11 protein-coding genes are annotated in these 13,093 nt (G+C 60.2%); 1 reads left to right on the forward strand and 10 read right to left on the reverse strand.

All coding sequences use genetic code 11. From position 1 onward, the window contains the following. Positions 1-125: 125 nt before the first annotated feature. From BLT85_RS02715 to ectA, 5 genes are read right to left on the reverse strand one after another with little or no spacing between them, the layout of a single operon-like run. Complete coding sequence (locus tag BLT85_RS02715) at positions 126-1,556, reverse strand: aspartate kinase (RefSeq protein WP_093391706.1); 1,431 nt, start codon at positions 1,554-1,556, stop codon at positions 126-128. 50 nt (positions 1,557-1,606) lie between these two features. Continuing rightward, the gene (gene thpD / locus BLT85_RS02720; protein WP_093391707.1) at positions 1,607-2,518 is read right to left on the reverse strand and encodes an ectoine hydroxylase; all 912 of its coding nucleotides are present in this window, start codon (positions 2,516-2,518) and stop codon (positions 1,607-1,609) included. Positions 2,519-2,539: 21 nt separating this feature from the next. Beyond that, positions 2,540-2,935 (reverse strand): ectoine synthase, encoded by a 396-nt coding sequence (locus BLT85_RS02725; protein ID WP_093391708.1) that lies wholly within the window; start codon positions 2,933-2,935, stop codon positions 2,540-2,542. Positions 2,936-2,945: 10 nt separating this feature from the next. Then, positions 2,946-4,232 carry a diaminobutyrate--2-oxoglutarate transaminase gene (ectB, locus tag BLT85_RS02730; protein WP_093391709.1) on the reverse strand — a complete coding sequence of 429 codons (1,287 nt, stop codon included), beginning with the start codon at positions 4,230-4,232 and terminating at the stop codon, positions 2,946-2,948. Next, a complete protein-coding gene (ectA, locus tag BLT85_RS02735; protein WP_231701523.1) occupies positions 4,229-4,753 on the reverse strand; it encodes a diaminobutyrate acetyltransferase in 525 nt (174 codons plus the stop codon). Before ectA ends, ectB begins: the two co-directional genes overlap by 4 nt. 363 nt (positions 4,754-5,116) lie before the next feature. Here ectA and speA point away from each other — a divergent pair, with 363 nt between their 5' ends. Continuing rightward, the gene (gene speA / locus BLT85_RS02740) at positions 5,117-7,033 is read left to right on the forward strand and encodes an arginine decarboxylase (protein ID WP_093397315.1); all 1,917 of its coding nucleotides are present in this window, start codon (positions 5,117-5,119) and stop codon (positions 7,031-7,033) included. 9 nt (positions 7,034-7,042) lie between these two features. Here the strand turns inward: speA and BLT85_RS02745 are convergent, their stop codons facing one another. The 5 genes from BLT85_RS02745 to BLT85_RS02765 form a co-directional block, all read right to left on the reverse strand. Further along, the gene (locus BLT85_RS02745; protein ID WP_093391711.1) at positions 7,043-9,745 is read right to left on the reverse strand and encodes a S8 family peptidase; all 2,703 of its coding nucleotides are present in this window, start codon (positions 9,743-9,745) and stop codon (positions 7,043-7,045) included. Positions 9,746-9,866: 121 nt separating this feature from the next. Then, complete coding sequence (locus tag BLT85_RS02750) at positions 9,867-10,592, reverse strand: hotdog fold domain-containing protein (protein WP_197673864.1); 726 nt, start codon at positions 10,590-10,592, stop codon at positions 9,867-9,869. 2 nt (positions 10,593-10,594) lie between these two features. Continuing rightward, on the reverse strand, positions 10,595-11,275 hold the full coding sequence (locus BLT85_RS02755; RefSeq protein ID WP_093391712.1) for an SDR family NAD(P)-dependent oxidoreductase: 681 nt from the start codon (positions 11,273-11,275) through the stop codon (positions 10,595-10,597). Between the two features lie 55 nt (positions 11,276-11,330). Further along, positions 11,331-12,290, reverse strand: coding sequence for an alpha/beta fold hydrolase (locus BLT85_RS02760; protein ID WP_093391713.1), 960 nt, complete (start codon positions 12,288-12,290; stop codon positions 11,331-11,333). 123 nt (positions 12,291-12,413) lie between these two features. After that, on the reverse strand, positions 12,414-13,028 hold the full coding sequence (locus tag BLT85_RS02765) for a BLUF domain-containing protein (protein ID WP_157718104.1): 615 nt from the start codon (positions 13,026-13,028) through the stop codon (positions 12,414-12,416). Between the last annotated feature and the right edge of the window lie 65 nt (positions 13,029-13,093).

The following is a 13,093-nucleotide window of genomic DNA, read 5'->3' on the forward strand; positions in this document are numbered from 1 at the left end:
GCAAGTTCGATGACGGCGCTCCGCAGACAACAGGTGAGGCGTGGCTCGGATGCTGCCGCATAAAAAAGCCCCGGGTAGCAACCATGCTAGGCGTTGCTACCCGGGGCTCTCGTGTCGCCGAAGGCTTACGCCGCTGCGATCACGTCTCCGTGGTTTTCCGGCTCGATCAGCGCCTTGTGCAGCGCTGCCACCGCCGCGTCATAGTCTTCTTCATTGATTACGCACTGCATCTCTACCTGGCGAATCGACTGGTGGATCGCCTGGATGCTGATGCCTGCTTCAGCCAGCGCCGCGACGGTCTTGGCGAGAATGCCTTTCACCTTGAGGTCGGAGCCGATTGCCGAAACGATGGCGATGTTGTGCACCCGCACTTCGGCCATCGGATAGCGCTCTTCGATCAGCCGGGAGGCGCGGTTGATCATCTTGCGCGAGCCGGATGCATAGTAGGTGATGCTGTTGGCATCGGAATCCTTGTTCACCACATACAGGCGCAGTTGCTTGAGTAGCTTGGTGATCTCGATGTCGTAGCCGACGTCGCCGAGCATTTCCTGATCGAATACTTCCAGGCCGAAGACGTCCTTGCGACCGGCAATGATCTCCACGCAGGGCTTCTCGCTGCAGTAATCCTGGCTGATCAGCGTGCCGTTGTGCTCGGGCTCGAAGGCGTTCTTGATGCGCAGCTCGATGCCCGCGCGACGCAAGGTGCGTGCCGCCTTGGGGTGAATCGCTTCCATGCCGAGATTGGACAGTTGATCGGCTACGTCATAGTTGGTACGGCCGATGGTCACGACCTTGTCGACGCCAACCTTGGTCGGGTCGGCACTCGAGAGGTGATATTCCTTGTGAATGACTGCTTCACGGGCGCCGGTGCTCGCGGCAATCTCAGCGAAGGTGATCTCGCTGTAGCCACGGTCGAAGGTGTTCATCAGTCCCTCGGTGCAGTGCGTGTAGCCCGTGGCGACAACCAGCTCGCGGGACAGGTCGATGCCCTGGAAGCTGTCACGAATCATGTCGTGGAACTTCTTCGGCTCGCTCTGGTTCCAGCCGGTCAGGTCGACCAGGCGGGCATTGACAGCGTGCTTCTTGAGCGCCAGAACGGTATTGAAGGCACTATGCGCCTCGCCCAGCGAGGCTAGCATCTCGCGCACCTTCATCAGGTGCTCGGTCAGCTGAAAGTGACCGTACGTGCACAGCTGTTGAAGGCTGAGCATGCAGTCGCGTACATCGGTGACGCGTCCTTCGATGAAGCGGTCGGCTGCCTGCCGTTCGTACTCGGCAGAAAATAGCGCAGCGTTCTTTTCCTTCATCTTCTCCAGCACCACATCCAGCGCGTCGAGCCAGGCATCTTCGTTGTGCGCGTCGGCAAAACGCTCATATACGCCCGGCTCGCCGGTCTTTTTGTGCTCGAGCAGCATGTTGGTCATGCCGCCATAGGCAGAGACGACAAATACCCGCTGATAAAGCTCGGCTTTACTGCGTTGTCCAATGAAAATGGTGTTCAGTACTTCATCAAAGCGGCTCATTGAGGTGCCGCCGATTTTTTCTACTGTATGCATAATCCTGGTTCTTTTTTGGTGAGTGTCGTCCCTGGGGTGTGCAGGGATTGTTACCCCGTATACCGCTGCGGCTCGATCTTCAGCGGCTCGACAGGGCCACGTTCGGCGACGAAGTCGGGACGCGGAGCGATCTTGCCAAACGGCTCGACCGGCTGATTCTCGACGCTGTTGTATACATAGAACAGATTGCTGCGCGGACTCGGCGTGATGTTGCTGTTCGAGCCATGCAGCGTGTTGCAGTCGAAAATGACGACCGAGCCAGCGGGTCCGGTTGCCTGGTCAATTCCGTGCCGCTCGACCATCTCGCTCAGGCTGCCAGCATCCGGAATACCGAAGTCCTGCTTGCGCAATGAGTTCTGATAATGGTTGTCCGGCGTCTTGCCCACGCAGCTGATGTACTGCTTGTGCGAGCCTGGAATCAACATCAGCGGTCCGTTGTGCGGATGGTTATCCGTCAACAGGATCGAGAAGCTGACCATGCGCATGCGCGGTACGCCATCCTCGATGTGCCAAGTCTCGAAGTCGGAGTGCCAGTAGAACTCCTTGCCTTTGAAGCCAGGCTTCAGGTTCAGCCGCGACTGATGTACGTAGATGTCTCCGCCGAGGATATAGCGGGCGATGCCGGCAATACGCTCGTCACGGGCTACGCGTGAAAACAGTTCATTGTCGCGGTGGATGGCAAACAGCGAACGCAGGGCGCCGCTGTCCGGTTCGCGGATGGCCGAAGGCGCTTCGAGCACCTCCGGCAACTGGCTGATGCGCTGGAGTTCTTTCTTGAAAACCGACACTTCTTCCTTGTTGAAGACTTCAGGCAATACAAGGTAGCCGTCACGTTCAAAGCTGGCGATCTGTTCGGCGCTGATCGGGGCATTTTCAACATCGCTCCGGTAGATTACCGGGTCCAACCGATCCAGCCAGTTCGCAAACTCATCCTCTCGTGAAGGATAAACATCGGTGATCATCGTTCCTCCTGCTAGATTGTCTCAGGCGCTATCGGACAGTGGATAAACGCCGTTCTTGTCGTGAACTTCCTTGCCGCTCAGCGGCGGATTGAAGACGCACGCCATTTTCATCTCGGTCTTGCCGCGCAGCAGGTGCTCGTCGTGCTTGTCGAGGATGTACAGGGTGCCCGGTTCGATCGGGTACACCTTGCCGTCCGACAACGTCTCGATTTCACCTTCGCCGCTCATGCAATATACCGACTCGAGGTGGTTCTGGTACCAGATATGCGTTTCGGTGTTCGCATAGATAGTCGTGATGTGAAACGAGAAGCCCATGTTGTCGTCTTTCAACAACATACGTGTGCTTTCCCATGTCTTGGTTTCCGACACGACGCGGCGCTCGGAGTTCTCGCAGTCCTTCAATGTCCGTACGATCATGCGCTTTTCCTCAAGAAGCCTGGTTGGCGACGTTGTCGCCCATTACCTTGCCGAACGCCTTGTCCAGAATGGACATCGCCTGGTCGATCTGCTCTTCGCTGATGATCAGCGGGCAGAGACACTTGACGACCTGGCTGTGGTTACCGCTGGTCTCGATGACCAGGCCCATTTCGAAGGCTTCACGGCAAATGGCGGAGGCGGTGTCGCCGTCCGGGCAGCTGATGCCGAGCATCATGCCGCGACCTTTGACAAACAGCGAGTCAGGGCCGTACTTGCGAACGATCTTCTGCATGCGTTCGCGAATGATCTTGCCTTTGGCCTGAACGCTCTTGGCGAACTCATCGTTGGTCCAGAAATGCTCGATGGCGGCGGCAGCGGTGACGAACGCGTGGTTGTTACCACGGAAGGTGCCGTTGTGCTCGCCCGGCTCCCACTGGTCCAGTTCGCGGCGCATGACGACGACAGCGAAGGGCAGACCGAAGCCGCTCAGCGACTTGGACAGCGTGATGATGTCCGGCTTGATGCCCATTTCTTCGAAGCTGAAGAAGGTGCCGGTACGACCGCAGCCCGCCTGGATATCGTCGGCGATCAGCAGCATCTCGTGCTTGCGGCAGAGCTTTTCCAGCTTGCGCATCCAGTCGGCCGAAGCGGCATTCAAACCACCTTCGCCCTGTACGACTTCGACGATGACCGCGGCCGGCTTGTCGATGCCGCTGCTCGGATCGCTCAGGAGCTTGTCCATCATGGCGATGGTGTTGACCTTGTCGCCGAAATAGTTGGCATACGGCATACGGCTGACGTCGGTCAGCGGTACGCCTGCGGCGCCGCGATGGTGGCCGTTACCAGTGGTGGCCAAAGCACCCACAGTGACGCCGTGGAAACCGTTGGTAAAGCTGATCACGTTGCTGCGACCGGTGACCTTGCGAGCCAGCTTCAAAGCGGCCTCGACGGAGTTGGAGCCAGTCGGGCCGGTGAACTGCACGACATAATCGCCGAACGAGCGCGGCTCCAGAATCACGCGATGGAAGGTTTCGAGGAAACGTTCCTTGGCTTCGGAGTACATGTCCAGGCCGTGGGTGATGCCGTCGTTTTCCAGGTATTCGATCAACGCCTTCTTCAGAACCGGGTTGTTATGGCCGTAGTTCAGCGTGCCGGCACCGGCAAGGAAGTCGATGTAGTGCTTGCCTTCGCGGGTGATCAGTTCGGCACCGCGCGCCTGCTTGAAGATCACAGGGAAAGAGCGGCAATAGCTGCGGATACCGGACTCGTGTTGTTCGAACTGTTCGAAGGTGTTCATGCTGTCTCCTGATTCAACTTTTTCTGGGCAGTGGCAAGTGCAAAAGGGCCGGCGCGATACAGGACCTCATCATCATGCTGACCGTTGAAATGCTGTGCGCGGCTAAAGACCACGCTGGTTTCTGGCTCGACGCCGAGCTGGCGGAAGGCCTTGGCAAACAGCGCTTCGGAAGCGCTGTTGCCCGGCGAAATGGTGGTCTCGAGAAAGCGCACGCCTTCGGCAGCGGTCCGCTCGATGAGCGCCATGAGCATTTTCAAGGCCAGACCTTGACCGCGCATGCTGCTATCGACTGCGACCTGCCAGACGAAAAGGGTGTCGGGGCGAGCTGGCGGGCGGTAGCCGGAAATGAATCCAACCAGCTTGCCATCGTGTTCCGCAGCGATAGCAGTATCGGCGAAATCGGTGCATTGCAGCAGGTTGCAGTACACGGAATTGGTGTCCAGCGGTTGGCAGCGAGCCACCAGCTCGTTGAGGGCGAAACCGTCCGTATCGTGCGGGCGGCGAAGCGTAATGGGTGTCAAAACGTGTGCCTTTATATTTACTCGTAAATTCTTTTTCTAATAAAACATATCCAAAAAATTATCTCAACCCGCACTGAATGCCGCTTACAGCCTCGCATCGTTGCTCATGTAATATTTATACCTGTTAAATATTACTGTCATGCGGCGGCTTCGCTTGGCTGCAGCCCGCGTGCTCTGTAGCGATAGACCCTAGCGAAGCGAGACGGTTGCCTGCGTCTCGCCCCGAAGAGGGACGAGCGGTATCGATACGGACGAACGGTCTTGGCGTGATCCGGTTGCCCAGAAGCTCACCCGGGCCGGCAGGAAGCATTGTTTTGCTTTATCCTTTAGCCAACGTTCGATCAACAGAAGAGGTGTTCGATGGTGTCACAGCGACGTTCGCGCAAAGAGGACAGCTCAGCCTGGACCGTGGCCGATAGCCGCAGCGTCTATGGCATCCGGCATTGGGGTGCCGGGTATTTCAATGCGAACGACCAGGGACACGTCGAAGTCAGGCCGCACGGAGAAGGAGGCGGCAGCATCGACCTCAACGACTTGGTGCAGCATTTGCGCGACAGCGGACTGGACCTTCCACTGCTGGTGCGCTTCCCGGATATCCTCCAGAGCCGGGTGCGCCAGCTCACCGGCGCGTTCGATCGCAATATAGAGAGCATGGGCTACCAGAGCGGCTACACCGCCCTGTATCCGATCAAGGTGAACCAGCAGGAGGCGGTGGTGCAGAACATCATTGCCACCGAAAACGTCTCGATCGGCCTGGAAGCCGGTTCCAAGCCGGAGCTGATGGCCGTGCTGGCGCTGGCGCCCAAGGGCGGGACGATTGTCTGCAATGGGTACAAGGACCGCGAATTCATTCATCTGGCACTGGTCGGGCAAAAGCTGGGTCACCAGGTATTCATCGTCATAGAGAAGGAATCGGAAGTCCGACTGGTCATCGAAGAGGCGGAAAAACTCGGTATCACGCCTCAAGTCGGCTTGCGCGTGCGGTTGTCCTCACTGGCATCGAGCAAGTGGGCTGACACCGGTGGCGAGAAATCCAAGTTCGGCTTGTCCGCTGCGCAATTGTTACGAGTCATTGATCGTTTCCGCAGCGCCGGCCTAGAAGACGGCGTGCGCCTGTTGCATTTCCATATGGGTTCGCAGATTGCCAATCTCGCCGACTATCAGCACGGTTTTCGCGAAGCGATCCGCTACTTTGGCGAGCTGCGTGCCCTGGGTATGCCGGTCGATCATATTGACGTCGGTGGCGGTCTGGGCGTCGACTACGACGGCACGCATTCGCGCAACGCCAGTTCCATCAACTACGACGTGGACGAATATGCTCAGACGGTAGTCGGCATGCTCAAGGATTTCTGTGACGAACAGAATCTGCCACATCCGCACATCTTCTCGGAAAGCGGTCGTGCGATGAGTGCGCACCATGCGGTGCTGATTGTGCAGGTCACCGATGTGGAGCGGCACAACGATACGGTGCCGCCGCTGGAGAATGTCGAGAGTCTGCCGCAGGTCGTACGCAATCTGGTCGGGCTTCTCGGGCAGACCGATATCGAGATGGTCACCGAAACCTATTGGCGCGCCACGCACTATATGGCCGATGTCGGCGCGCAGTATGCCGAGGGCAAGCTGACCCTGTCGGAGAAGGCCCTGGCCGAACAGTGCTACTTCGCATTGTGCACGCGCCTGCACACCTTGCTGAAAGCGCGTCAGCGCTCGCACCGGCAGGTGTTGGACGAGCTCAACGACAAGCTGGCGGACAAGTACATCTGCAATTTCTCGGTATTTCAGAGCCTGCCGGATACCTGGGCAATTGCCCAGGTGCTGCCGATCATGCCGGTCAATCGGCTGGATGAAGAGCCGCTGCGGCGCGCGGTGCTGCAGGATCTGACTTGCGATTCCGACGGCAAGATTCGCCACTACGTCGACGAACAAAGTATCGAGAACAGCCTACCGGTGCATGAGCTCAGGGAAGGGGAGGATTATCTGCTGGCGATCTTCATGGTCGGCGCCTATCAGGAAATCCTGGGCGACATGCACAACCTGTTCGGTGATACCGACTCGGTGAACGTGTTTTTGCGCAGCGACGGCCGTGTTACGCACGGCGGCATCGAGACCCACGATACCATCGAGGACATGCTGCGCTACGTGCACATTGAGCCGCACGAGCTGGTGACGCTGTATCGAGACAAGGTGGCGGGCGCGAAATTGAGCCAGGCCGAGCGCACCCGCTATCTGGATGCCTTGCGTCTCGGCCTGACGCGATCTTCCTACCTCAACGCAGAGTAACGGCAGCGCTTAAAAGCGCTGCTGCCACTGGGCCATGAACACCTGCATGGGCCCGGCTTGCGCCTGATGACCTGGCTCGCGAATACCGAGCCAGGACAGCTTGACGTCGCTGTCCTTCCACACCGGTTTCTGCCAGAACGCTTCCAGATTCACCTGACGGCCGTCCGGGCTCAGGTCGAGCGTGAGCGCCTGCATGTCAAAGAGATTCCCCGCATAGCCGGTCGCGACATTGATGCTTGTTTCGGCGGATTCGACGCGTAGCGGTTGCTGCACGACCAGGCCGAGCGTAGCGGTGTTCAGCGCATAGCGACCAGCGAACATCCAGCTGCTCGTAGTGACGGTGCCGAGATCGCGGAACAGCCCGTCGGCATCGGTCCTGCTTTGTCCGATGTAAGCAGAGTGGCCGAATGTCAGCGCTCCCTGAAGGAGCTCGCCATGCACGCCGGCAAAGAGGGTTTCGCTGACATCATCCAGGTCGAAGGCGCCGCGACCGTGGCTGTCGAACAGGCCGTCATCGCTGCGCACATAGCCAAGCTCCAATGTGGAAGCATAACCACCCGCGGTGGGCAGGTTGAGCCCCACTGCCATACCCTGACGCAGCGAGTTGGCGGTGCTGGTCATGTCCAGGCTGAAACTGCCCAGCGGTAGGCGCTGGCGCACGGCCATGGTCCGCTCGCCCGGCTGCTGCAACCACAGCGGTGACGAGAGGCTGCTGTCGAGCTGACTGTAGCCAGCCCAGCTGCGTCCAGCGGATAGCATGTCCAGATCGTCAACCTGACCGATACTGAGCGAGCGCCCTTCGCCCTGGTCGAAGCGCCTGACCTGGCTGCTCGGCATCGAGCCGGTCGATGCGGTCCAATACAGAGCGGTATCGCCGTCGTTTTGCTCATGCCAGCTGCGACCAAGACGCTGCCAGGCGGCGTGGGTGTCATAGCGATAGCGACGCTCGCTTACCTGCGAACCCAGATCGACGCTGAAACCTGCGTCCAGCGAGTCGGTTGCCATGACCTGCAAGCTGGCCAGCGGATTGTCGTAGCCGAAGGCCCCGCCTAGTACGAGGGCGGTGTTGTCGACGGACAGCGTCTCGCCGCTATCGCTGACAACGGTGAGCGTACCAACCGGCCGAGTCGCTTTCTCAAGGTCCATCAGCCCCTGACCGTACAGGCTCTGGTTGGCATAGATCCCTTCCTTGTAAGCAGTGACGAACAATCGCTGCACGACCTGTTCCGGCTCCAGGGTAGGGAAAGCCTGCCTGATCACCGCGAGGCCGCCAGTCACTGCGGGAGCTGCCATCGAGGTGCCCGATGCGATGGCGTAGCTGCTATCGCCCTCCACGTAGCTGGAGACGATATCGGTGCCAGGAGCGGCGATACACCATGCCGCGGCATCACCGCAGGCGTTCGAGAAGCTGCTGAGCACGCCGGTGTCGGAGTCGACACTGGTCACTGCAACCCAGTTGTATTGCAGCTCTGGATACAGCTGGGGGATGGCTGAGAAAACCAGCGGTTGGCTCAAGCCTTCATTTCCGGTGGCCCAGACATAGATGCGTCCGGCCGCAGCTCCGGCTTGCCATTCGGCTCTCAGTTTGGGGAAGTACGACTCGACGGCGCCCTTGCCGAAGTCGGCGACGGTAGCGTCGATGCCCCAACTGTTGTTGAACCACGTGGCGCCATTGTTCCTTGCCCAGGCGAAGCCGTTGGCCAGTTGCTGGTCGTTTGCGCTGATGTTGTCGTTGGCGTCGGAAAACCTGACGTTCAGAAGCTGGGCGCCGTAAGCGTAGCCGACCACGCCAAAAGCATTTCTTCGTGCTACCAGAGTGCCGGCGACGTGGGTCCCATGACCGCCGCTATCCTGAGCGTCCGCCTCTGCGGTGCTGCCGGTCAGCAAGTTGTAATGTGCCGCGATCTGACCCTGCAATTCGAGGTGACTACTATTGACACCGCTATCGATGATCGCGATTCGCTCGCCGAGGCCGCTAAAGCCTCGCTCGTGCGCTACATGCCCGTACGTTAGGTTGTAGCCATTGGTGTTTTGATGCTCGCGAGATAGCGGCAATGCCTTGGCCGAATCATCCTCTCCTGGCAACGGGCCCGGGTCCGGCGCGGTGCCTGGATCGCCGCTTACTGGCTCGTTCGGCACTGGTTCGGTAGGTGGAGTCAATGTCGGTAGCGAGTCACCGATGGGCTCCTCTTCGACCGGCGGAGCCTCATCGTCGCCAGGCGCTGGTTCCTCTGGAGCAGGGGCCGGGGCGGGTTCGCCACCGCCACCACCACCGCCACCGCCGCCTCCCGCTGCAGCGGCGCCGATGCCGACAATCAGCGCGCCACCCGCAACCCAGCCGAGCGTACGGCGGTCGGAGCGCATCCCGGACGAGCGGGTCTCGTTGTTGGCCAGGCTTTGTTCAAGCATCCCTTCCAGCATCGCCGATTGCTCGGCGCTGACGAGTCCCTGCGTCTCCACATAGACGGAGCGGGCGATGGCGTCTCCCTGGGACATCAACTCGCCGGCGCGCTGACGAAGCACGGCATCCGACTGGTTGGCCGCATTGACCAGCGCCTGAATCTGGTCCTGGCTCAGTACGTTGGTATACGCAGCCGACACCGGAGTGGACCCGTTCTGGGCGTGGGCGACAATAGGAAGCAGAACAAGTGGCGAGCTGGCAAGCAGCGCGGCAAGGCAAACAGGGCGGGTGTGAAAGCTCAATTTCGGCATGGCAATCTCTTATCGGACGTATAGGCGAAGCTGACTGCATCCTAGCCGAGAGGGTTTCGTCTCGCTGGTCAGTTGTCGCATTTTCAGGAATCGGCCGATCCGAGAGAAAATTGAGTACCGTTCAGCGGCCTGGGATGCTGATCCAGGTGGCTTCAGCGAAAGCAACCAACGAACCGTTCTCGCGGTACAGGGCCGTGCCTGTCTGGTGTTTACGCCCGTCGTGACGAATCGCCCAGCCATTGACGATGAGCGTCTCGCCCACGCGCACCGGCTCCAGCAGCCTGGCCGCGAACCGGCCGAGTAACGCCAGTCCGGATACGGGGCGAACGGCGAAGAATCCCGGGCAGTCGAGTGCCGCCCAGAGGAATTCGCTGGCGACCGTCTCGTCCCGGTCCGCCAGTGATGCGTCGGGTGTCCATAGTGCAGCGACACTCTGCTTCGGATCATCCAGTGGGCCGGCAAAGATCCGAAGCCCGTCGCCCGGATCGCGATTGGGCCCACAGACGAAGCAGCCCGGCAGGTCATGGCGGACGATGCCCTCGAAGCGTTGCTGAGCGGCGCTGGACGCGTCGATGGACGGCGCCGGTGGTACCGTCATCGCTAGTTCATACGGGCGCGCGCTGGCCAACAAGCGACCTTCGTGATGCAGTTGCATACCGTCGTCGGCTGCACTCAGGGTCAGTGGGGCGTCCAGCGGCGGCGGGGCGTGCAGGGTTACCTGGCAGCCGGCCGGCATCGCTTTGGCCAGTAATCCGGCAACATAGCCGCCATTGCCGCTTTGCGGGGGCCCGCAAAAACGCGAAGCGATGGTGATGTTTTGCCCCAGGAGAGTGACGGTTCCTACCATGTTCAGTCAGCCCATCCGCCGCATACCGGAAAGATCTGTCCGACAAAGCAGTCCGCCGCGTCGCTGCACAGGTAAGCGGCGAAGGAGGCGTCCTCCTCTGCCGAGACCAGCCGGCCGAGCGGCACCTCCCGCTTGAGCCGGGCCTGAAAAGCAGGATTGGCCTGGATATCTTCGGGAAAGTAGGTCGGGTTATCGACAAAATTCTGAGCGATGGCGTTGATCTTTACATTGTGCGGAGCCGCTTCCAGGGCCACTGAGCGGATGTAGGCCAACTGTGCCCCCCGTGCTGCACTGTAGCTCGACGCGCGCTTGATGCCACGCAAGGCCGAGGCGCTGCCCATCAGCAATATCTTGCCGGACTGGCGCTCGATCATTTTTGGCAGAGCAGCGCGGACGAGCCGCTGCAGCGGGTCGACCATATGGGTGAACATCAGTTTCCATTCGTCATCGGTCACGTCGACCGCCGGCGTGTTCGGTGCAGGCACGCCGAGGTTGGCGACCAGCGCATCGATCTGGCCGGCCTGCTCGATAACGGCTTCCGCCTCGCCAGGATTGGCCAATGCTCCCTGCGCTGCGATCACCTCGGCGCCGCAGCGTTTGAACATGTCGTGCAGGGCCGGGCCCATGAAAGCTTCGGCGTGAGTAAGCAGGATACGTTTGCCGGACAGGTCTATCGGTTGCATGCAATCTCCCTTGGCACAGATCAGTCGTCAGATGCGGTTTTTCAATACCGGCTATTCAGGTATAGGTGCGGCCGAGAAACTCGAGCAGCAGCCGGTTTACCTCCTCGGCCTGCTCGCCCTGAATCCAGTGGCCGCAGTCGGTGAACACGTGCTGCTCCACCTTGGGTACAAGGCTGGGCATTTTCTGAATGGTGTAGGCCTCCATTTCGCCAACCGGGTCCCGGTCGCCGATCAGGAATAGTGCCGGTTGTTCGATCTGCAGGCCAGCCAGGTCGGCGGTACGTTCCCAGCTGCGCTGGAAGTTGCGATACCAGTTCAGCGGGCCCCGGAATCCGCAACGCTCGAAAGTCGCTACGTATACGTCGAACGCGTCGGGTGGGCACCACTCCGGCGGCACGCCGGGGTCGACACGGTCTTCCAGCCATCGCGCGTCGGCCGGCTTGTCATTGAACAGCGCATTGCTCTTGCCGCTCTCCGAGAGTCCATGCATCGCCAGGCGCAGGGTTCTGGGAATATCCGCCTCGAGTTCCTGCTCCGCGCGTCCGGGCTCCTGGAAATACAGGATGTAATGGAAGCGGTCCTTGAAATGCTCGCGCATGATGTCGATCGCCGGGCGCTTGGGCCGTCCGCCGAAGGGCACCGACATCCCGCAAACCACCTTGACCCGCTCAGGTTCCAGCAACGCCAGGTGCCAGGCCACAGGCGCACCCCAGTCGTGGCCGACCATCGCCACTTCGGTGTGCCCGAGATGGTCCATCGCCGCCTGAATGTCGCTGCAGAGCGTGATCAGGTCATAGGCTTCGATCGGTTGCGGTGCGCTGGTCCGGCCGTAGCCGCGCATTTCCGGAACGCAGACGCGGAAACCGGCGTCCGCGAGTGCTGCCATCTGGTGTCGCCAGGAATACCAGCATTCGGGAAACCCGTGCAGCAGCCAGACCGGCTTGCCTGTTTCGGGGCCGGCGAAGTGGACGCTCAGGTCGATGTCGTTGACGTGAAGGATCTGCTGGTCGGTCATGGCGTTGGTCCGGTCAGGTTATCAGTCGACACTATGGCAAATTAGCCCGGCCAGGGTCACAACCATTCACAGTAAAAAGAACGCTGTATAGGTGGCGGCGAATCGATGCTTGCCAGCGGCGGGTCATGTCCCGCTGCGCCCGATTGCCAGTAGCAGGCTGAGCACGCTCAGGCTCAGGGCCAGCAAGCTGATGATCAGTGGCCAGCGACCGGAGGGAGCCGGGCCGCCGGCCTGGGTCGGCGGTTCGTGCGCAAAGGTCGTCGAGCGCGCCGGTGCCGAGGGCGTGAATACAGGGTCGTCGTGGGTCGGGTCGGCGCTGCCCTGCATCAACTTGAGCATGCGTTCCACCAGGTGGTGATCGAAGCGGTAGGGATCAAACTCACTGAAGCCATGCTCGTCCAGCAAGCCCCTGACATGGTCATCGGTGGGTATGAACTTCATCGACCAGTCGGGAAACGAGAGGCGCCGAATCGGCTCGTGCACCAGCAACTTCAAGTCATGATGACGTCCGTCCCGGCGCAGTCGGCGGTATAACGCAGCGATCTTGCTGCGCTCGCCTTCCAGACACTGGAAGAAACAGCCATCGCCATAATGAAGCATGCCGACCACGCCGCTATGGTGATTATTGCGTCGCGAGACAGCGAGTATCTGTGCCACGTTGGCGTCCACTCCATCTTCCGCCGTGGTCGGCCGGAAGTCTGCGCGACTGATGTAGACGATGCGAACCAGCTCTGTCATAACCACCCGTGTCGAGAGTCCTGAGCTTCGAGCATAGGCGCTGGGGATTGAAGTATGGCAAGCTT

Origin of the sequence: Halopseudomonas xinjiangensis (assembly GCF_900104945.1) — a bacterium.
Taxonomy (GTDB): Bacteria; Pseudomonadota; Gammaproteobacteria; order Pseudomonadales; family Pseudomonadaceae; genus Halopseudomonas; species Halopseudomonas xinjiangensis.